This window comes from Planktothrix prolifica NIVA-CYA 540 (assembly GCF_963864145.1).
GTDB lineage: Bacteria > Cyanobacteriota > Cyanobacteriia > Cyanobacteriales > Microcoleaceae > Planktothrix > Planktothrix agardhii.
On sequence record NZ_CAWLTW010000001.1, the window covers coordinates 582,765 to 602,266 of the forward strand.

At 38.7% G+C, this 19,502-nt stretch carries 22 protein-coding genes; 12 read left to right on the forward strand and 10 right to left on the reverse strand.

Annotated elements, in window-relative coordinates; genetic code table 11:
- The first annotated feature begins 20 nt into the window (after positions 1–20).
- Both AC559H_RS02600 and AC559H_RS02605 read left to right on the forward strand, forming a co-directional pair.
- Positions 21–863, forward strand: a complete 843-nt coding sequence (locus AC559H_RS02600) for a WCX domain-containing protein (protein ID WP_026793545.1) — start codon at positions 21–23, stop codon at positions 861–863.
- Positions 864–1,156: 293 nt separating this feature from the next.
- Positions 1,157–1,777 carry a Uma2 family endonuclease gene (locus AC559H_RS02605; RefSeq protein WP_026793544.1) on the forward strand — a complete coding sequence of 207 codons (621 nt, stop codon included), beginning with the start codon at positions 1,157–1,159 and terminating at the stop codon, positions 1,775–1,777.
- A 2-nt stretch (positions 1,778–1,779) separates the two neighbouring features.
- Here AC559H_RS02605 and AC559H_RS02610 read toward each other — a convergent pair whose 3' ends face one another.
- Positions 1,780–2,337, reverse strand: a complete 558-nt coding sequence (locus tag AC559H_RS02610) for a Uma2 family endonuclease (protein ID WP_026793543.1) — start codon at positions 2,335–2,337, stop codon at positions 1,780–1,782.
- A gap of 141 nt (positions 2,338–2,478) precedes the next feature.
- Between AC559H_RS02610 and hisA the strand changes: the two genes are divergently transcribed.
- Positions 2,479–3,252: a 1-(5-phosphoribosyl)-5-[(5-phosphoribosylamino)methylideneamino]imidazole-4-carboxamide isomerase gene (hisA, locus tag AC559H_RS02615; protein WP_026793542.1), complete on the forward strand. Its 774-nt coding sequence runs from the start codon at positions 2,479–2,481 to the stop codon at positions 3,250–3,252.
- A gap of 33 nt (positions 3,253–3,285) precedes the next feature.
- On the opposite strand, the gene AC559H_RS02620 is transcribed toward hisA, so the two are convergent.
- Both AC559H_RS02620 and AC559H_RS02625 read right to left on the reverse strand, forming a co-directional pair.
- Positions 3,286–5,193, reverse strand: a complete 1,908-nt coding sequence (locus AC559H_RS02620; RefSeq protein ID WP_026798428.1) for an EAL domain-containing protein — start codon at positions 5,191–5,193, stop codon at positions 3,286–3,288.
- A gap of 354 nt (positions 5,194–5,547) precedes the next feature.
- The gene (locus tag AC559H_RS02625) at positions 5,548–6,732 is read right to left on the reverse strand and encodes an NAD(P)/FAD-dependent oxidoreductase (protein WP_026793541.1); all 1,185 of its coding nucleotides are present in this window, start codon (positions 6,730–6,732) and stop codon (positions 5,548–5,550) included.
- Positions 6,733–6,970: 238 nt separating this feature from the next.
- Between AC559H_RS02625 and AC559H_RS02630 the strand changes: the two genes are divergently transcribed.
- Positions 6,971–7,579, forward strand: a complete 609-nt coding sequence (locus tag AC559H_RS02630; protein ID WP_026793540.1) for a cytochrome b/b6 domain-containing protein — start codon at positions 6,971–6,973, stop codon at positions 7,577–7,579.
- Between the two features lie 95 nt (positions 7,580–7,674).
- On the opposite strand, the gene AC559H_RS02635 is transcribed toward AC559H_RS02630, so the two are convergent.
- Positions 7,675–8,370 (reverse strand): Mo-dependent nitrogenase C-terminal domain-containing protein, encoded by a 696-nt coding sequence (locus tag AC559H_RS02635; RefSeq protein ID WP_026793539.1) that lies wholly within the window; start codon positions 8,368–8,370, stop codon positions 7,675–7,677.
- A 265-nt stretch (positions 8,371–8,635) separates the two neighbouring features.
- Positions 8,636–8,935, reverse strand: coding sequence for a 30S ribosomal protein PSRP-3 (locus AC559H_RS02640; RefSeq protein ID WP_026787359.1), 300 nt, complete (start codon positions 8,933–8,935; stop codon positions 8,636–8,638).
- A gap of 172 nt (positions 8,936–9,107) precedes the next feature.
- On the opposite strand from AC559H_RS02640, the gene AC559H_RS02645 reads away from it, so the two are divergent.
- A complete protein-coding gene (locus tag AC559H_RS02645) occupies positions 9,108–9,893 on the forward strand; it encodes a TIGR01548 family HAD-type hydrolase (RefSeq protein ID WP_026787360.1) in 786 nt (261 codons plus the stop codon).
- A 43-nt stretch (positions 9,894–9,936) separates the two neighbouring features.
- On the forward strand, positions 9,937–11,184 hold the full coding sequence (locus AC559H_RS02650) for a glycosyltransferase family protein (RefSeq protein WP_026793538.1): 1,248 nt from the start codon (positions 9,937–9,939) through the stop codon (positions 11,182–11,184).
- Positions 11,185–11,197: 13 nt separating this feature from the next.
- Here the strand turns inward: AC559H_RS02650 and AC559H_RS02655 are convergent, their stop codons facing one another.
- Together AC559H_RS02655 and AC559H_RS02660 are read right to left on the reverse strand one after the other, a co-directional pair.
- The gene (locus AC559H_RS02655; protein ID WP_026793537.1) at positions 11,198–12,127 is read right to left on the reverse strand and encodes a 2-hydroxyacid dehydrogenase; all 930 of its coding nucleotides are present in this window, start codon (positions 12,125–12,127) and stop codon (positions 11,198–11,200) included.
- Between the two features lie 12 nt (positions 12,128–12,139).
- On the reverse strand, positions 12,140–12,760 hold the full coding sequence (locus tag AC559H_RS02660; RefSeq protein WP_026793536.1) for a Uma2 family endonuclease: 621 nt from the start codon (positions 12,758–12,760) through the stop codon (positions 12,140–12,142).
- Positions 12,761–12,901: 141 nt separating this feature from the next.
- Here AC559H_RS02660 and AC559H_RS02665 point away from each other — a divergent pair, with 141 nt between their 5' ends.
- Together AC559H_RS02665 and AC559H_RS02670 are read left to right on the forward strand one after the other, a co-directional pair.
- Positions 12,902–13,222: a hypothetical protein gene (locus AC559H_RS02665; RefSeq protein WP_026793535.1), complete on the forward strand. Its 321-nt coding sequence runs from the start codon at positions 12,902–12,904 to the stop codon at positions 13,220–13,222.
- Positions 13,223–13,255: 33 nt separating this feature from the next.
- Positions 13,256–14,218, forward strand: a complete 963-nt coding sequence (locus AC559H_RS02670; protein ID WP_026793534.1) for an Npun_F2552 family protein — start codon at positions 13,256–13,258, stop codon at positions 14,216–14,218.
- 1 nt (position 14,219) lies between these two features.
- On the opposite strand, the gene mdh is transcribed toward AC559H_RS02670, so the two are convergent.
- Positions 14,220–15,188: a malate dehydrogenase gene (mdh, locus tag AC559H_RS02675; RefSeq protein WP_026793533.1), complete on the reverse strand. Its 969-nt coding sequence runs from the start codon at positions 15,186–15,188 to the stop codon at positions 14,220–14,222.
- Positions 15,189–15,441: 253 nt separating this feature from the next.
- Positions 15,442–15,654: an NAD(P)H-quinone oxidoreductase subunit O gene (locus AC559H_RS02680; RefSeq protein ID WP_026787367.1), complete on the reverse strand. Its 213-nt coding sequence runs from the start codon at positions 15,652–15,654 to the stop codon at positions 15,442–15,444.
- Positions 15,655–15,670: 16 nt separating this feature from the next.
- Here AC559H_RS02680 and AC559H_RS02685 point away from each other — a divergent pair, with 16 nt between their 5' ends.
- The 4 genes from AC559H_RS02685 (at position 15,671) to trpA (ending at position 17,398) form a co-directional block, all read left to right on the forward strand.
- Entirely contained in the window at positions 15,671–15,808 is a 138-nt protein-coding gene (locus AC559H_RS02685; RefSeq protein ID WP_158442190.1) for a hypothetical protein, read from the forward strand.
- 188 nt (positions 15,809–15,996) lie between these two features.
- On the forward strand, positions 15,997–16,215 hold the full coding sequence (gene ndhL / locus AC559H_RS02690; RefSeq protein ID WP_036834481.1) for an NAD(P)H-quinone oxidoreductase subunit L: 219 nt from the start codon (positions 15,997–15,999) through the stop codon (positions 16,213–16,215).
- Positions 16,215–16,520 carry a DUF3007 family protein gene (locus AC559H_RS02695; RefSeq protein WP_026793531.1) on the forward strand — a complete coding sequence of 102 codons (306 nt, stop codon included), beginning with the start codon at positions 16,215–16,217 and terminating at the stop codon, positions 16,518–16,520. The genes ndhL and AC559H_RS02695 overlap by 1 nt, the downstream gene beginning before the upstream one ends.
- 74 nt (positions 16,521–16,594) lie before the next feature.
- Positions 16,595–17,398 (forward strand): tryptophan synthase subunit alpha, encoded by an 804-nt coding sequence (gene trpA / locus AC559H_RS02700; RefSeq protein ID WP_026793530.1) that lies wholly within the window; start codon positions 16,595–16,597, stop codon positions 17,396–17,398.
- Positions 17,399–17,959: 561 nt separating this feature from the next.
- Here the strand turns inward: trpA and AC559H_RS02705 are convergent.
- On the reverse strand, positions 17,960–19,502 hold a 1,543-nt coding region (locus tag AC559H_RS02705), incomplete at its 5' end, for a CHAT domain-containing protein (protein WP_040957864.1).

Sequence of the window (19,502 nt, forward strand, 5' to 3'; positions counted from 1 at the left end):
ATGCAAGTATAAAAATTAAAATGGCTCGGAAAAAAGAAACTATTACACTGTCTATTCCCCCGGGTACGAAGGAGCAATTAGAGGCGATCGCAGCTAAATTCCAGATTCTATGGGGCGATCGCCCTAGTATATCGGGCTTGTTAGTGGCGATCGCCCGTTCGGAATTGGAAGTCGGCGATCGCTTTACCCTGACTTCAGTACAAGTACAATCTTTAGAGAAAGGGACGAAAGCCCTGATTGATTCCGGTGACATTAGCGAAGCCCAAGCATTAATAGCCCTGCTCCTAGAACGGGGAAATCTGGCTTCCCCCCTCCGTCAGTCCTTTGTCCAACAGATCAGTCAATCCCTCCCGGCTTGGCGGGTGTTACTCGATCAGCAAATTGCCCGTCGTCAACCCTTTCGCCTTCTCTACCGGGATGCCCAACAGCGAAATTGGATGTTTACCGTCCGTTATGCCCAAATTTGGCCCAGGGAAAAACGGCTATATTTGGAGATATGGAGCGAGGAAACCGAGGGCAACCGGGATTTACCCGAACTGGCCCACAACCGTTCCCTGCGTTTGGATCGGATTACGGATCTGAATATTCTCCCTGGGGAGGGGACATGGCGAGAGCATTTAGATTTTGTCAAAGTGTACTTACACTTTAAGGGAGAACTGGCGAACAGCTACGAGTCAAAACAGGACGATCTCAGCAGCAGACGAGAGGGTGATATCCTGATAGTGGTGCGTCAGGTGTCGAATACCTTTTGGCTGATCCGCGAGATTTTGGCCTATCGCTCCCTGTGTGAAATTGTTGCGCCTGACAGTGTGCGCGATCGCATTAAGCAAGAAGCCCTAGCCATCTGTCAACAATATGATTAGCAATTAGACGGGTAGAAGCGAGATTACTTTCACCCGTCGTACTTTTATATTAGTTCGGATGTGGAAATGGGGTCTTCCATTGATACGGAGATAGAACAATATCCCAGTGCCACAATTTTCCAGATTTTGTTTGTTCAGAAGGAACAATCTGCAAAGTTCCAGAGGGATAATTCTGGGAATAGAAGAAAGCCCTGAAGGGCTTACTACGGGGATGATTATGCCTTAAAATGCTCAATATATCTAGCATCAATTACACTAGAATTATAGCCTTTATAAATTGCTAAGAAAATCCTATGCAACTCACTGAACATCGTGCTGATCGCGTTGTTTTATACAATATTAGTTGGCAGCAATTTGAAAATCTCCTGATTGACTTAGGACAAACTCGCGCCGCTAGAATTGCCTATGATAACGGAACTTTTGAAATTATGACCCCCTTACCCGAACACGAATATTATAAGGAAGCAATCGGAATTTCTATTCAAGATATTGCCGAAGAATTAGACATCAATTATGAAAGTTATGGTTCAACAACTTGGAAACGGGAAGCGCGTTTAGCCGGAATAGAACCTGACAACTGCTTTTATTTTCAGAATGAAGCTAAAATTCGAGGCAGATTAGAGTTTAATTTGAATCAAGATCCCCCTCCAGATTTAGCCTTAGAAATTGATATGACCCATAAATCTTTAAATCGCTTTCCGATTTATGCTCGCTTGGGAATACCCGAAATTTGGTGTTACGATTCTGGCGAATTAAAAATTTACCAACTCCAACAGGAAACCTATGGAGAAGTAGAAACAAGTTCGGTATTTCCGATGCTGCGGGTGCAGGAAATTCCAACTATAATTGAGCAATATCGTCTTGATGGTAAGCTGGCAGTACGGCGGGCGATCAGAAATTGGGCAAGACAATGAAATCAAGCTTCCAATATCTGTTCCACCGTTAATACTAATTCGGGAAATATCTGGGAAACAATTCTTTCATTTCCTCTAAATTCTATCTGTTCATAGAATCCCTCTACTAAGGTTAAAATAGTTATTTTTTGCTCGGTGGGATCAACAATCCAATATTCAGAAATACCGACCACACCATACTCCGAACGCTTAAACCGATAATCTCTGGTTCGAGATTCAGGACTGACAATTTCTACGGCTATGATGGCAGATTCGATCACCGCAGATAGATCAAAATTGGAGATTTTTTCTCGGTTAATCACACAAAGATCAGGAATTCTGGAACGATTAACAGAAGTTCTAACTCCAATCCCTGATAATGTTTTCCAAGGTAAACTAAGCTGTTTAATTTGTGTCGTCAACACATCAGTTAAAAAACTAACAATAAACGCATGACGAAATGTGGGTGGGTTCATCGGAATTAATTCTCCATCTTCCAATTCATAGCGGTTATCTGTGCCCTCGTCATAGGTTAAATATTCCTCAAAAGTTAGTTGATTTTTAATAGTTGTTTGAATCATGGTTTTCCTTGCGGGTGAGTAGTTCTCTCCAAGTGGCGATCGCTTCAATTAACTGATTATTTTACTTCAAATGGTTTTTTTTGTGTAGCCTTATGTTTGAACCTGTGGGAAACTTAATATTGTCAATTATAAAGCTATCCGATGAATATTATTCCAGCCATTGATTTATTAGACGGACGCTGTGTACGTTTATATCAAGGAGATTATAACCAAGCTCAAACTTTTAATGAAGATCCGATTGCGGTTGCTCAAGACTGGGTAGAACAAGGAGCAACCCGTCTACATTTAGTGGATTTAGATGGGGCAAAAACTGGACAACCAATTAATTATCACGTCATTGAAGCGATCGCTAATACGATTAATATTCCAGTGCAAGTCGGGGGAGGATTACGCAATCGAGAAAACGTCGCTACCCTCTTAAATTTAGGCGTAGAACGGGCAATTTTAGGAACCGTTGCGGTTGAAAATCCGAAATTAATTGCGGAGTTATGTGCAGAATTTCCCGGTCATATTGCGGTGGGAATTGATGCGAGAAATGGCAAAGTTGCGACAAAAGGATGGTTAGAAACCTCGGAAGTTTTAGCGACGGATTTAGCCGAACAAATGGCACAATTAGGGGTGGCTGCTATTATTTATACCGATATTCATCGGGACGGAACCCTAACGGGGCCGAATCTGGAGGCGTTACGAGAAATTGCCAATATTGTTGCAATTCCGGTGATTGCTTCTGGGGGAGTCAGTTCAATTACGGATTTATTAAGTTTATTATCTCTGGAACCTTTAGGGGTCACGGATGTAATTGTCGGACGGGCTATCTATACCGGGGATATTAATTTAAAGGAAGCAATTCAAGCTGTCGGTCAAGGACGATGGCAAGATGTTCCACCTGATTTTGGTAACTCGACTTTTGCTTAAGATTTAGGGTTGAAATATTTCTACAGAACGGGTTTAGATCGGCGAGGCTTTAACCCGTTCTTGTTGCCATTTAAACGGAAAAAAATCGGCAATATATTGAGTGGCATCGGTGGTATTTAAGGATTTTGAAAATAGAAATCCCTGCCCCCATTCACAGCCTAATAATGATAGTTGATTCAGTTGAGATTTGGTTTCAATACCTTCAGCCACCACATCCATTCCTAATCCATGAGCCAAGGTAATAATAGTTCTAATTAATTCAATTTCTCCTTGATTTGAACCAATACGATTTACAAAGGAGCGATCAATTTTTAAGGTATCAATCGGAAACTCATGGAGACGACTTAGAGAAGAATATCCCATGCCAAAATCATCAATACAAAATTGAATTCCTAAATTTTTTAATTGTTTCAAAACTTCTATATAATCAGAGCCTGTTTTTAGTAATGAGCTTTCTGTAATCTCAAATTTGATTTGATCACCTTTAATCTTAAAGTCTAATAATAGTTTTTGGACTTGTTCAGAGAAACAAGGGATCATCAATTGTTGAGGTGAAACATTAACATTAATTGTAATTTCTGAAAAACTAGGGAATTGTTCTTGCCAAATTAAAATTTGATTTAAGGCTGTTTTGATCACCCATAATCCTAACTCAATAATTAATCCCGTTTCTTCAGCCACAGGAATAAATTGATCTGGGGGAATCATGCCTTTTTTGGGGTGATGCCAACGAATTAGGGCTTCAAACCCTAATTTTCCCGGGGTGAGAAGGGAAAGAATCGGTTGATAATGGAGAGAAAATTCTTGATTTTGAATTGCCCGTCTGAGGTCATTTTCTAACTGTAAACAATTAATAGCTTTTTGTTGTAGTTCACTGGTTAACAGTTGATAACAGCCTTTACCATTAGCTTTGGCGGCATACATGGCTACATCTGCATCTCGCAAAATATCTTCGGGGTAATCATATCCAAAATGGCTAAATGTAATTCCAATACTTCCCCCGATATAGACTTCGTATTGATTTAATTTAAAAACAGGATTCAACACCTCTAAAATATTTTGAGCAATGGTTATTACTTCTTGATTATCGGTAAAGTTTTCTACAATAATTACAAATTCATCGCCACCTAAACGAGCAACTTTCAGGTTAGGAGTTAAGCAGGATTGTAACCGTTTAGCCACCTGTTTTAATAGTTGATCACCTAATAAATGACCTAAACTATCATTAACGATATTGAAGCGATCTAAGTCTAAAAACAAAAGCCCATATCGATAATTGGAGTCGGTTTTAGTCTGTTCAATTAAGGTTTTAAGCTGATTAAGACACAAAGATCGGTTCGGGAGTTCTGTTAGGGGATCATGATAGGCTTTGTAATGTAATTGTTGTTCTCGGTCTAATAAGTTTTTTTGGGCTTCTTGTAGTTCTTCTAAGGTAATTTGGAGTTGGGCGGTGCGTTCTTCTACTCGTTGTTCTAGTTCCAAATTTAGTTGATATAAGGATTGTTCTACTTGCTTTTTTTGATGAATTTCATGCTTTAATTGGGTATTTAAACTATGAAGTTTTAAGTGCAGATTAATCCTGGCTATAATTTCACTTTGATCAAAAGGTTTGGTAATATAATCTACGGCTCCTAATTTTAATCCTTTGACTTTCTCTTGGGATTGACTTAAGGCGGTTATAAAAATAATCGGGATTTGTGCATAGGTTGGATCAGCTTTCAAATAAGCGCAAATCTCAAATCCGTCCCAGTCCGAGAGCATGATATCCAATAGGATCAAATCTGGGATTTTTTGACTGATTATTTCCAGCCCTGTTTGTCCATTTAAAGCTGTCCAAACTTCAAAACCGGCATAATCAAGAAGCTCAGACAATAAATCAAGATTGATGGAATTATCATCAATAATTAAAATTCTGTTTCTGGGTTTTACCGAGGTATTCATAATAACTATACTCCTATGGGATATCATTCAACTCAGCCGGAATTTTGCTGAAAAAAGATATAAGTTTCAACGAGGTTTTGATTCAGCATTGATATGAAAAATTGAGGATGAAATTTTAGATCCTCAAAAGTTTCTAAGCTTTTTGTTGCGATGTCACTTGTGAGACTTCAGGGGGGATGGCTATAGAAAACCGTCAGATAGATGCACAGGATCAATATCAAAGGCAATTACGAGTTTTTTAATGATCCGATAGTTGACTTATGTTTACAGATCTTAATTAATTAGTTAACACACCCGGAGAATAAAAGCAAGAATTCTCAAAAATCATCCACCATTGAATCACACTTTCAACCGTTAGCGGGTGTTTGAGATCAAACGCCTGGGGGACAATTGTGTGATGATGGAATCGGGTTGTCCTGTGATCAAGTTGGCGAATCGTTTAGCTAACGGGGGAATAAACACTAAAGGATTACTAAACCCCGAAAACAAAAAGATTCGATCAAAATCTGCCACTGTACCAATTAAGGGTAGACTATCGGAACTAAAGGCTACTAAACAATCATAGCAAATTGCGGGTAAATTAGCTAAGGCGGGTAAAATTGTGGCGATTTCCTGACGAATTAATGCTTCACTTTCAGTGAGATTTACAGTCGCATTAACATCACTTAAAGTCCGAGAAGGTTGACCGATTCTGATCCGACCATCGAGTAACTGGGCGGCACTTTTATCGATCATAAATGGGGTTAATTCATGACCGGGTTGTTCCCATAAAGGTTCTAATTCGGGTTGGGTGGCTTTGGCTTCGAGTTGGAAACGCTCCATCATCGCAGACATAACAATGGTTTGTAATTTTAAATCAACGGGTGGGGTTTCCAGAATTTCGGTATGAGTGAAATAAATCGGAACCGAAATTCCAGCATTTTTCAATAACTGACGAGTGAATCCCCCCGCACAAATTGCCACATTTTCAGCTTGATATTCTCCTAATCTTGTGATGATATTAACGGCTTGATTTTTCAGAGGATTAATTTGTAAAACTTGATCGATAATTTGGGTTCCCCCTAAATTTTTAAAGCTTTGAAGATATCCATTATTCAGATGTTCTGGGGAAATTTGACCATGACGAACGGTAAAGGCTCCACCGATACCATTAGGATTTAATAGGGGTTCTAATTCACAGGCTTCTTGAGTGGTAATTAACTCAGGGGGTGTGGCAAAATTGCGATATTTTTCAGCTATAATTTCTGGATCAATATCGAAATTAAAGGGTAAAATTAAATCTAATTCTCTTAACTCCGTATTTATCCCTAATTCTTGGGATAAAGTCTGGTGATATGTTTTTCCTTCTTCGCATAACGTTCGGGTGAGTTCCGTTGTCCCCGACCAATAAGCCAAGCCGCCGTAGCTATAGCGAGTTGCATTGTTTAAAAGAGGATTTGGATCTAATAAAAGTACCTTAAATCCTTTTTTAGCTAATTCATAACTGAGTGCAGAACCTGTAATTCCAGCCCCAACTACAATCCAATCATAAGAATTCATGGAATTTTTGCGATCGCGGTAAAATTTTTAGTATACTTACGGTCTACTATACAATAAATTCTCTATCTATACAATCTATTTAGTGCTTGCTATGTTGAATCAGATTAATTATTTTGTCTGGGAAATTCAAAAGTAAAATTGTTTATAATAAAATCAGTTTTTGCACTCAAACGGCAAGAATTATGATTCATAATTGATTCATAATTTCTTAACAATAAACCCAAATAAGGATCTTACTATGTCTAAGTTACAGCCCTATCAACCTTTATTTTTGAGAGTTTCCCACGCTTTAAATGCTTTTTTGGTTCTGGGTGCTTTCATTACTGGATTTTTGGTTTATGATAGTTATGATCGGCGTTTTGGTGGCTTAGGATTAACCGAAGAAAAGCGCAGTTTAATTGATATTCATGGAACTTTTGGATTTTTTTTATTGTTTGTTTATTTTGTTTTTGCTGTCTACAGTTTAATTGCAGAAAGAAAAAAGTTAATTCAAGGAAATACTCTGCAAACATTAACTAAAATTAATAAACCCGCTTGGTGGTATACCTTACTTAGAATTAGTAATACTTTAGCTTTAATTGCTGTGGCATTGTCGGTGATTTCAGGCAAGTTTCAAGAAGAAGATTGGCTTCCAAATGGAGAATTTAATCACCCATGGTATTTTGTACATTTAATCGCTTGGGTGATAATTTTATTTTCGATTATGATTCATGTTTTAATGGCGATTAAAGTCGGAGGTATACCCTTAATTATTTCTATGTATAATACTCATTACAGACCCCAGGATCATCCTAAATTATGGTTGGGAAATGTTAGAAACTGGTTTTATCGGGTTTTAAATAAATAGGATCACAGATTTAAGAGGATTTCACGGATTTCACGGATTTTAATCTGTGTTAATTTGCGTAATCCTTTTAAATCAGTGATCCCCGTATTTATTACCTAACAATATTTAGAGATATCTTCGTGACATTCATCCGCCAAATAACACAACGCCCGGAAGCGTAGTCCGGTGAATTGTTCATATAAAGGATTCAATTTGCACATCGGAGGAATATGAACAATTTTGCGTCCAAATATGATCAAATCTCGTTCAAAAGGACACTGAGGCGGAATCAATTTACAGACAGCATGAGCGACTTTAGAATCATGAATTTCTAAATCATCTAACCAATGTTTAACCGGGGAAAGAACATCAATATGATGATGGTCATGGGGGTTATGATCAATACAGATTTGGGGTAACTCCCCCGATTGAATTTGAGACAAATCTTGTAAGGTTTTTCGCAATGTATCTACGGCCTCAATTTTGAGGTTTAATGCTTGACAAAATTGATGTAATAAATCATCCTCACAAATAGAGTAAATTCCATCGGCTAAAGCCACCATTACAGCCGTTCTCAGGAAGTTTTCTGCTAGTTTAGGATTAGTTCCTAAAATAGCGCCTAATTCCTGGGGTGAAATGGGTTCTAAACTATCAACATCAGTCACAGCAACTAATTCATCATGGATTAACGCATCAATTAACTGATGTTCTTCTTCATCAAAATTGCCATCCGCCCAAGCTAGGGTTAAAAGTCCACGCATCCACGCCAGACTTTGTTCTGTAGTGTATGGAATTCGGGATGTGGTAGTCATAATTTTCCTTTTGGCAAAATCTCTACTTGAATGTAGATTCGTCGAAAATGTGTCCGACCTGATACATTCATTTTTAGCATACTCAGCTATTTTGTTCTGTATTAGGGCCGTAAGCCAAACAACAAGACTAAGCTTTTCTGCTTACTATTATCCTAGCCTTAACAGGAAGTTGTTCACCAACTCTCCCCAAACAAAACCAACGCCGTTGCATTTGCTATGGCGTTGGAAATTTCACACAATCAAACAATTTCTCAAGGTGAAGGGATCAGCTACTACCTGTGAAGATAACTTCAGGAAATTTGGATTGAGCTTCGCTTATGGGGCGATTTCTGCCCTCTTCTTGCCAATAATTGATTACTTCGGTTGCTTTATTCAGCAGTTCAACTTGATCGGGTTCAGAAATCCAATGTTTGGATTCCATTTCCGTTTTCAGTTCTTCCCAAGCATCGTTGCGGGGCCAGAAAAAGTAGGAGGTTAAAGGACTTGTTCCCTTACCTACCACTTGATCCACCGCCAGGGCCACATTCTCATCTAGCCAGAGAACTTTTAATACAAACCTTGACAATTACACCTCCCTTGTCTATCCTAAGCCCACAAAAAATATTACAATCCTCTATCTTATCATATCTTTCACCAAATCTTACATAATTTGTTCACTAAATTACTTCTAATCAAGATTTGCGTCGGTGTAGCCTTCGGGTGTAGCCTTGAGCATAGCGAAATTGAAGGTCAACGGGATGAAAACGGCTATTGTTGTTTTTGATATTGATGGTGTGATTCGGGATGTCGGAGGTTCCTATCGACGGGCGATCGCAGATACCGTAGAACAGTTTACCAGTTCCTACCGTCCCAGCATCACCGATATTGATGATCTCAAATCGGAAGGAATTTGGAATAATGATTGGGAAGCCTCTCAAGAATTAGTCTATCGTTACTGGGAAGCCCAGGGACAAAACCGCGCCCAGATTTCCCTCAACTATCAACACCTGGTTGATTTTTTCCAGTCCCGCTATCGTGGCCCAAATCCCGATGAATGGACAGGTTATATTACCTCTGAGCCCCTACTGTGCACCCCTAAATACTTTCAAGACTTGACAGAAAATAATATTTCCTGGGGTTTCTTTAGCGGGGCGATGCGGGATGAAGCCCTCTATGTTTTACAGGGTAAACTGAATTTAGGTGATCCCGTATTAAGGGCGATGGAAGATGTCCCCGGAAAACCTGACCCGACGGGACTTTTTGAAGCGATCGCCGAATTAGAAACCGCAGAAAATTCACCAACTCCGGTTTTTTATGTTGGGGATACGGTGGCTGATTTATACACAGTAACAAGAGCAAAACAACTCCAACCCGATCGCATTTGGGTCGGTGTGGGGATACTTCCGCCCCATATTCAACAGGCTGATCCAGAACGTCGTCAAGCCTATCAACATAACTTAGAAACCGCCGGAGCAACAATAGTATTAAGTCATTTAGAAGCATTAACCCCAACAATAATTCAGCAATTAATAGTTTATAAATAATCCCGTTGTTGCGCTTGGGCGCACTCTTATTTTCTTATTTAATATGAAAAACACAATTGATATTGTCATCCTTTCTAATGGCCCAGGTGAAATCACAACTTGGGTATATCCGGTTGTTCAAAGATTACGAAAACAGCTACAAAATCAATCCTTTCAGGTGAGAATTTCCCTAATATTATCTCCTTGTCCTAATGCTACAGGAAATGAAGTTAATATTGCTAGTTCTTACCCGGAAATTGATCGAATTCAAGGCGCGGAATATTTTTGGCAATTTTTGTTATTCGGAAAAACCGCAGCTAATTGGGACTGGTATCAAAAAGGTGTGGTTTTATTTTTAGGAGGAGATCAATTTTTTACTTTAGTAATTAGTAAAAGATTGGGATATCGGAGCGTTATTTATGCCGAATGGGAGGCGCGGTGGTGGCGTTATATTGATCGGTTTGGGGTGATGAAACCCAATATTTTAGATAATATTCCCCAACCATATCAAGCTAAATTAGAAGTGATCGGAGATTTAATGGCAGATGTGACTTTATCAAGTTCTTCTGCTATTGTTTCTGAGGATATTATAATTGGATTATTACCCGGTTCCAAAGCCTCAAAATTAACCCAAGGAATGGCATTAGCCTTAGCAATATCTGAATATTTGCATCAAAAACGTCCTGAAATTAGATTAGTTATTCCCGTTGCTCCTACCTTAGATTTACAAACCTTAGCCAAATTTGCCGATGCCGAATCCAATCCTATTATAGCACAATTTGGAGGAATTTCAGGAAAATTAAACTTAGGAAATCCGGCTTATTTGGAAACTCAAAATGGGGTTAAAATAGAACTTTATACCCAATTTCCCGCTTGTGATTTACTCTCAAAATGTCAGATTTGTTTAACCACAGTCGGAGCAAATACCGCTCAATTAGGCGCCTTAGCTGTACCGATGATTGTATTATTACCTACTCAACAATTAGATGCAATGCGGTCTTGGGATGGTATCCCCGGAATTTTAGCTAATTTACCAGGGTTTGGTGCTATTTTTGCTAAAATTATTAATAGATTAGTATTAAAACAGGGTAAATTATTTGCTTGGCCGAATATTTGGGCAAAACAGGAAATTGTTCCCGAATTAGTGGGGGAATTAAAAGCAGAAGATATTGGAAATTTAGTCTTAAATTATTTAGACCATCCCGAACAATTAGAAGCCATGCGTCAGCGTTTACGACAAGTTAGAGGAAACCCCGGAGCCGCCAAAAAATTAGCAAATATTGTGATAGAATTATTGTCAACGCTTGAATGAAGTTGTAGGGTTTTTAATATCCTTTAGATACATCAACCTGATTATTTAATTGTAATCCCTCTTGACTTTTTTGGACGGCTGCAATAATTTGGGGTGCTACACAAGCGGGAATAGTTTTAGCCGCAATATGAGGAGTTATAATAATTTGGGGATGTCTCCAAAAAGGATGATTTTCGGGTAAGGGCTCAATTGGAAAAACATCTAAACAAGCGCCGGAAAGTTGACCGGATGTTAACGCAGTTAATAGATCTTCCTCAACTAAATGCTTACCCCTAGCTACATTAATTAAATAAGCTCCTTGAGGTAAAGCAGCAAAGGTTTTTTGATTTAAAATTCCCTCGGTTTCGGGTGTTAAGGGTAATAAACAAACTAAAACCGAACATTCACTTAAAAATAGATTTAATTGTGTTTCTCCCGAAAAACAATTAATATTATCTAAAATTTTAGGTGTCCGACTCCAACCTCGCACCGAAAACCCCAATATATTTAATTTTTGAGCAATATCTGAACCCAAAACCCCTAAACCTAAAATTCCTACGGTACAATTTTCCGTATTTCTAGGGGATAAACCTCGCCATAATTGTTGATTTTGTTGAATTTTATAGTCCGCAAATTGACGATGAAAGTGTAAAATTGCTGATATGATATATTCCGACATTTGGGAGGTTAAAGATTCATCTATTAGCCGGACAATGGGAATATTAGCAGGTAAATTCCGATCTCGTAAAATATGATCTACACCCGCACCCGTTGAAATAATTACCTTTAAATTAGAGAATTTTTCAATAACGCCTAATGGGTGCATCCAAACTAAAACCGCGTCGATATCTGCTAAATTATCAAAATTTGGATAAACTTCGATTTTTAAATCGGGTTGATGGGTTTTAATTGCAGAAATCCAAACTTGAGTATCTTCAAATTCCCCTAATAATAAGAGAGTCATTTTTTTTATCCTCTAAATAGTTATTAACCATTTTTGAAATTCACGCCGAACAGAAACTCGACCCGATTTAATATTATGTTTAATAATTTGTGGCAAACTTTCTAATGCTATTTCAGGAAAAACTAAACTTCTAGGTGTTTGTTGATAATCTTCACCCTGTAACTGATAAATTTTCAGTTTATTTTGATCACAACGCCAAACTTCAGGAATGCCTAAACGAGCATACATTGAACGTCTGGATAGAGATTTTTGGGTTAAATCAATTTCTAAGACTAAATCCGGGGGAGGATTTTCGGGTAAACTAATGGTTAATTGTTTCTCAATAGCAGATAGATTTTGAATATAAAAACAACTATCCACTTCTAAACTAATTTGTAAATCCGGTCGTTGCCATAATACCGAACCCAAACAACGATAATTAATATTTTGTAAATCCAATAAAGCAATAATAAATTCTTCTAAAATTTCACGATATTCTTGATGTTCAAGTGAGGGGGTAATTAATTCTAAAGTTCCATTATCATAAGCAAGGAGCGTCTCGCCATTTTTTTGCCGTTTAAACAAAATCGTTTCTAAATCCTGCCAAGGGATATTTTTTAGGAGGATATTACCAGGATGAGAAGATTTAGACATTGCAGCCACAGGAAAACTATAGAATAATTTATGTGATTGTATCTGATCTTGGTACATCAATATAGACCAAAATGATCTAAAATAGGATAATCAAAATTTAATTATTTTGCGAAATCGTCCCATTTTAGGAGAAATTGACTTATGCCCAGAGGGTCTTTTGCACAATTGAACAACACCACGACAACACAAATCACCTTCTATTATGATAATGGTCAGGAGGAGTCTTTTAGCGTTCCGATTCCGCCTGTGGAATTAGTTCAGCAACTCCCTGAACTTTTGCATCAAGCTTGGCTGACCTTTCATCTAATTGATCAAACGGTAATGGTCAACATGGCTAAGGTAGATAAAGTGGAGTTAAAACCGCCAGTTCCAGAGTTACAAGGACAGGGAATTTTCCTAAATTCTCAACGGGTAACTGCCCTCCATCGAGGTGCGGTCGGTCGTTTAAAAATGGCTGAATAAAGTTATTAAATAACCCATAAAATTCGGTAATTTATGCCAACTGTATCTTTAATTCGGACTCATTCTTATCACCCTCAAATATTAGAAAAATCCCTGGAAACTTTACTCGAACCCATGGGAGGAATGACCGCTTTTGTGAAACCGGGCGATCGGGTTTTACTCAAACCCAATTTATTAACTGGAAGTCGTCCAACCAAAGAATGCGTCACGCGCCCGGAATTGGTGGCGGCGGTGGCTAAATCGGTAATTCAGGCGGGAGGAAAACCCTTTTTAGGGGATAGTCCTGCCTTTGGGAGTGCTTTAGGTGTTGCCCGCAAAAATGGTTATTTACCCTTAATTGAATCCTTGAATTTACCCATTATTGAATTTAAGGGAAAACGCTATGAAACTGTTGGCGAAGGGTTCGACCATTTACGGTTAAGTAAAGAAGCAATGGAAGCCGATGTGGTGATTAATTTACCTAAATTAAAATCCCATGTTCAATTAACCCTAACCATGGGAGTCAAAAATCTTTTTGGTTGTGTCCCCGGAAAAATGAAAGCCTGGTGGCATTTAGAAGCGGGAAAAGATGTTGATCGGTTTGGGGAAATGTTAGTAGAAACGGCTCGGACAATTAATCCCAATTTAACCATTTTAGATGCTATTATTGGTCATGAAGGTAATGGCCCCAGTAATGGAGAACCCAAGGAATTAGGGATTTTAGCTGCTTCTGATCATGTATTTTCCCTAGATAGAACTGTTGTTGATCTGCTTCAAGTTGATCCGAGTTGGGTTCCAACTATTATGGCGGCTCAACGCTTAGGATTATGTCCCGAATTAACGGAGATTAATTATCCTTTATTAACTCCTAAAGAATTACAAATTTCCGATTGGAAATTACCCGCAGCTTTGGTTCCAATTGATTTTGGTTTACCTAGGGTTTTGAAATCTAGTTTCCGACACTTTTATATTCGTTGGATTAAGGAACCAATGGAAACCTATAGCAATTCTAAATGATCTATCCTAAAAATTCCAGAGCTTGATTAATTCCGGCTCTAACTGATGTGCTACATTCCATCAAAGCTTGATGTTCAGATTCGGTTAAATCGAGTTCCAAAATCCGTTCTACTCCCCGACAACCTAACCAGGCGGGAACCCCCAGAAAAATATCGTTTAAGCCATATTCCCCTTGTAAATAAGAACAGGCGGGTAATAGTCTCAATTGTTGACGTAAAATTGATTCCACCATAATTCTAATCGAAGATGCCGGGGCAAAATAAGCTCCTCCTGTCTTTAATAATTGTACAATTTCTCCCCCGCCCTGACGGGTACGTTCTACAATTTTATCAATGGTTTTTTGATCCATTAATTCTGTAATTGGAATCCCATTAACAGTTGTATAACGAGGTAAAGGAACCATTAAATCCCCATGACTTCCTAATACAGTGGCATGAATATTCGCCATAGACATTCCTAATTCCATAGCGATAAACGTTTGAAATCTCGATGAATCTAAAACCCCAGCCATGCCCATCACGCGATGGGGTTCAATCTTTGTTGCCTGCCAAGCAATATAAGTCATAATATCTAAGGGATTAGTCACAATAATAAATACTGCATCCGGGGAATATTGAATTGATTTTTGAGCCGCATCGACAACAATTTTGGCATTAATACTAATTAAATCATCCCGCTTCATCCCAGGAATTCGAGGCTTTCCGGCAGTTATAACAATAATATCTGAATTAGCAGTATCGCGATAATCATTTGTGCCAGTTATTTGTCGATCATGACCTTCCACCGAACCCGCTTGCATTAAATCTAAAGCAATTCCTTGAGGCACTCCTTCTAAAACATCTAATAAAACAACATTAGCAATATTTTGTTCAATAATACGCTGGGCGAGGGTACTTCCGACTTTTCCCGCCCCAATAATAGAAACCCGAGTTGAATGACAAGAAGGAGGAAAAAATGGAATCGATAACATAATAGGTAATAGGTAATAGGTAATGGGTAATGGGTAATGGGTTTTGGGTAATATTATAGAAATCCGCACCTTCGAGATAGTAAGTACCTAAACAAAATTAATTACACATCCTCCACCCTGTTCCCTCCCCCCCTAGCCCTGCCGTGCACGGGGGGTTTGGGGGGGCTGTTCCCTCTCTCAACTAGGTAATTTATTTTGTGTAACTACTTATTTCTTCAACTGATAACTGATAATGCGGATGCTTGATGACTGATTAAGCTGATTCTAATTGATCCAATCTTAACCAAATATTAGGGGTAGGAACTTGTCCAAATTTAATCAGGGCGTAGTCCCCCCGCAATTCCATGATTTCCCCTTTAGTTTCAAAAATATAAGCAGAAAATCGAGGATCACTAGCTTTTGCTTCTAAGCTGTTTTCTAACTTTTCCCGAACCGCGTGAACAAAATCACCTTTTTTAATGCCCATAACTCGTTAACTTCCCATGGTTATAAAATCTTCCCCAATTTTAAGGGTTTATCGGGGTATCCGAGCAACCATTGGTGTCAACTTAAGGAAAAATATAGGAGGCGATCGCAACGGGATTAAAATCCAAATTTTTCTGACGGGGGATACATCCTAGTTAAGAGCCTGTGAAAAAAGAATCCACTCGGCTTTAGCCAGTGGAGGTTCAACGACGCGGAGAAACTGGGGAGAGGTCACACCCGTTTTTGGAAAAAATCAAACAGCCCTGTCCCGATTCCCTCCACTGGGTGCTATAGTTTAAAATTGTCTGATGTTAAGTGGCTGTTTATTTTTAAACCTGCAATTATGCTACTGATTACCCTATTACTCTACACCGCTTTAGCGGGTGCTTATTTATTAGTGCTTCCGGCTGCCTTATATGCCTATATGAATGCTCGTTGGTATGTAGCCAGTTCCTTTGAACGAGCCTTTATGTACTTTTTAGTCTTCTTCTTTTTCCCTGGATTAATTCTTCTGGCTCCTTTTATAAATTTCCGTCCTCAACCTAGAAAAATTGCCAGCTAATGCGACGAATTGATGTTATTGCTATTGGAATGCTTGTCTTTTTGACAGGTGGATCGATCTACCTAATTTTACAATGGGTGGGTCTGAATAGCTTTGATGCTGGCATCTGGAGTCAAACGTTTTTAGTAGGTGGTTTATTTATTTGGTTACTCACTTATTTATTCCGAGTGGGAAGTCGAAATATGACCTATAACCAACAACTAAAAAACTATGAAGATGCCGTTTTACAAAAACGACTAGAAGAAATGACTCCAGAAGAACTGGCTCAACTTCAAGCGGAAGTCGAAGAAGAGAAAAACAAGTAAAAATTTTACTATTTTTTTCTTCTCTTGCTCTGCAATAATTGGATAATAAATTAGTCTATTTGAGTTTAATTTTAATGATTTCTGTTTCTCAATGCTTTGAAGCTTTAAGAACTTCGGATAAAAAAAACTGTGCTTTAATTCCGTTTATTACCGCCGGTGATCCGAACTTAGAAACAACGGCGAAAGCCTTACAAGTTCTGGATCAAAATGGAGCCGATTTAATCGAATTAGGAGTTCCTTATTCTGATCCGTTGGCAGATGGCCCAGTCATTCAAGCGGCTGCAACTCGCGCCTTACAAAAAGGAACTCGTTTAGATCAAGTATTAGAAATGGTGGCAACCGTTAGCCCAACGCTGAAAGCCCCCATTATTTTATTTACCTATTATAATCCCATTTTGCATCGAGGGATTAAACCCTTTTTAGAACAGATTTATCAAGCCGGAGCTAGGGGTTTAGTTGTCCCGGATTTACCTTTAGAAGAAGCAGAAACCTTACTACAACCCGCCCGTGAAATTGGCATAGAAGTCACGTTACTGGTAGCACCCACTAGCCCTAAAGAACGAATTGAATTAATCGCCCGTCAATCTCAAGGGTTTATTTATTTAGTCAGTGTCACTGGGGTCACAGGAATGCGATCGCAAGTTCAAACCCGTGTTGAAGATATCCTGAAGGAAATGCGGAGTCTTACAGATAAACCCATTGGAGTTGGGTTTGGGATTTCTCAACCCGAACAGGCTACCCAAATGCGAAATTGGGGTGCGGATGCGGTGATTGTTGGTAGTGCTTTTGTCAAACGATTAGCTCAAGGAACACCGGAACAAGCTTTAGCAGATATTGGTCAATTCTGTCAAGATCTAAAAACAGCTATCAGAAATTAGGCTACAAAACCAGGTTTGTAATTCACGGATCTGAGCGGTTAATTGAGGGGTTATGATGTTTTTTGAAGCTTAATGTAGCTTGTTCAACAATTTTTGTGTATAATTTCGCTAAGATGTGTTCCGATTAAACAAACACTGCGATCTACTTAATGTTTGAACTCTTGGCTTAATTTTTACGGGTTTCACAGAAAAAAGCAAGAACGCTGGAAGTATTGTGTTCCCATAAACACATTACCTCCAGCTCCTTGAAACCCTCGTAATGTGCCTTTCTGTTTTTTATTATTGCAAGCTGGCTTAGGGATTTCAAGAGGTCTTTTGCAATCACCCACTTTTTCTGGTAATGCAGTCTCTAAGTCTTGAGGGAAGGGGTTTTAAGCCATCAAGCGACCGAGCTTGACAGCAAATTACCAAAAGGCGGGTTCTCTCTTTAACCCTTCTCTGTGATTTTGAGTCAAATGATCTGGCAAAATAATTATTCAGCTTCACCAATTAAAGTAAACAAGGCGGGTTCTCTCTTTAACCCTTCTCTGTGATTTTGAGTCAAATGATCTGGCAAAATAATTATTCAGCTTCACCAATTAAAGTAAACGCCGCCCAATAATAAGGATCAGGATATTGATTTTTCATCGTTAACATCGCTTGTCGTAACGCTTGGGCTTTGTTGGGTGTCGTCTGTAAGTTCTGATAAAATTGTACCATCAATTGAGAGGTTTTTCGATCATCTATAGCCCATAACGACATCACTAAACTCGGAACTCCTGCATTCAAAAACGAACGAGATAACCCAATCATCCCATCCCCGGTTAACTGTCCAAGTCCAGTGTCACAGGCACTTAAAACCACTAATTCTGCATTTAATTTTAAGTCAAAAATTTCATCCGCCGTTAATAATCCATCCTCCGAACCCCCAGGAGTTAACGCTACGCTACTATTTAAAGGTTGAATATTATCAACAATTCCGTGAGTAGCAAAATGAATAATTCGAGCAGTTTTCAAGCGTTCAACTACCGTTGATTCTGTTGCATTGGCTCCAATTAAAGCCGAAGTATTGAACATTTTAGCAATCTCAATCGCTTCTTTTTCAGCATAGCGAAGGGAAGCTAACGGTTGAGGTTCTTCCCCTGGACTCGTTGCAAGTTTCGGCATTTGTGGATTACCCACAATCACAATATCTTGGGCAGAAGAAGACAAATTTTGCCGTTGTTTGTGAGTCGTTTCTAACACAGTAATGGCAGGAGACATTACAATTGTATGTTTTTCAATTAAGAATTTTCCTTCCTCATCTACCAAAGCCGCAAAAGGTAGATAAAATAAAGCGTCTGTGGGAACAAAAATTACTCGTTCATCTGGGTTAGTCGGTAATAAATCTTCAATGGGTTTAATTAACAGTTGATGGAGTTCTTTTAACTCTCGATATTGAGGAGGAGTGCTTGTCAAATTAGAACGAGTTACAACATTAGAACTAGCTGAAGCGGTAATAAAATCACTTCTACAGACATCATTACCAAAGCAACGCGCTGCGAAAATGAGACGACCTAGAGAAGTGTTTTGTTCTTGCCAAAGAAGTTTAAGATCGGTTTGTCTAAACTCAACTTCTCCAGTGGGCTTAATTACCCAAATATATAATTCTGACGCTAGGTATTGTTCTTTACCGTCTCGTGAAAATTGATCAAAAATCCTAGAATATTGAACAATTGTTGCATTTTGTTGTCGAGCAATGGCTTGGAGTTGGGCTAAAGAAACAACCGGAGAAAAGGGTTCTGAATTGGGGTTGAATCGTTGAGTTAATAACTCGACTAACGCTCTCCCCCGACCTCGTTCAGAAACTTCTAAAGCTGGCTCAGTTTTATTTTGAGCAATTAAAACTTGTTGAAGCAGATTATAGGAACTGCGTTGAGTGTCGGAAAGAGATACTTTATCGAGGTCGTCTTGAATTCCTTGTCGCAGAGATTCCCTGACTTCGAGACTAGAAAACAGATATTTTTCAGCTTCAGGAAAATTCTTCAATTTAAACAAAGCAAGACCCAAATTATTGAGAGCAAGTCCTTCTCCATTGCGATCGCCGATTTCACGGAAAATAGTTAAAGACTGTTGAAAAAACTCT

Coding starts and splice junctions, on each gene's coding strand:
- AC559H_RS02600 (WP_026793545.1), top strand. CDS start 21: ATGGCTCGGAAAAAAGAAACTATTACACTGTCTATTCCCCCGGGTACG.
- AC559H_RS02605 (WP_026793544.1), top strand. CDS start 1,157: ATGCAACTCACTGAACATCGTGCTGATCGCGTTGTTTTATACAATATT.
- AC559H_RS02610 (WP_026793543.1), bottom strand. CDS start 2,337: ATGATTCAAACAACTATTAAAAATCAACTAACTTTTGAGGAATATTTA.
- hisA (WP_026793542.1), top strand. CDS start 2,479: ATGAATATTATTCCAGCCATTGATTTATTAGACGGACGCTGTGTACGT.
- AC559H_RS02620 (WP_026798428.1), bottom strand. CDS start 5,193: ATGAATACCTCGGTAAAACCCAGAAACAGAATTTTAATTATTGATGAT.
- AC559H_RS02625 (WP_026793541.1), bottom strand. CDS start 6,732: ATGAATTCTTATGATTGGATTGTAGTTGGGGCTGGAATTACAGGTTCT.
- AC559H_RS02630 (WP_026793540.1), top strand. CDS start 6,971: ATGTCTAAGTTACAGCCCTATCAACCTTTATTTTTGAGAGTTTCCCAC.
- AC559H_RS02635 (WP_026793539.1), bottom strand. CDS start 8,370: ATGACTACCACATCCCGAATTCCATACACTACAGAACAAAGTCTGGCG.
- AC559H_RS02645 (WP_026787360.1), top strand. CDS start 9,108: ATGAAAACGGCTATTGTTGTTTTTGATATTGATGGTGTGATTCGGGAT.
- AC559H_RS02650 (WP_026793538.1), top strand. CDS start 9,937: ATGAAAAACACAATTGATATTGTCATCCTTTCTAATGGCCCAGGTGAA.
- AC559H_RS02655 (WP_026793537.1), bottom strand. CDS start 12,127: ATGACTCTCTTATTATTAGGGGAATTTGAAGATACTCAAGTTTGGATT.
- AC559H_RS02660 (WP_026793536.1), bottom strand. CDS start 12,760: ATGTCTAAATCTTCTCATCCTGGTAATATCCTCCTAAAAAATATCCCT.
- AC559H_RS02665 (WP_026793535.1), top strand. CDS start 12,902: ATGCCCAGAGGGTCTTTTGCACAATTGAACAACACCACGACAACACAA.
- AC559H_RS02670 (WP_026793534.1), top strand. CDS start 13,256: ATGCCAACTGTATCTTTAATTCGGACTCATTCTTATCACCCTCAAATA.
- mdh (WP_026793533.1), bottom strand. CDS start 15,188: ATGTTATCGATTCCATTTTTTCCTCCTTCTTGTCATTCAACTCGGGTT.
- AC559H_RS02680 (WP_026787367.1), bottom strand. CDS start 15,654: ATGGGCATTAAAAAAGGTGATTTTGTTCACGCGGTTCGGGAAAAGTTA.
- AC559H_RS02685 (WP_158442190.1), top strand. CDS start 15,671: ATGGTTATAAAATCTTCCCCAATTTTAAGGGTTTATCGGGGTATCCGA.
- ndhL (WP_036834481.1), top strand. CDS start 15,997: ATGCTACTGATTACCCTATTACTCTACACCGCTTTAGCGGGTGCTTAT.
- AC559H_RS02695 (WP_026793531.1), top strand. CDS start 16,215: ATGCGACGAATTGATGTTATTGCTATTGGAATGCTTGTCTTTTTGACA.
- trpA (WP_026793530.1), top strand. CDS start 16,595: ATGATTTCTGTTTCTCAATGCTTTGAAGCTTTAAGAACTTCGGATAAA.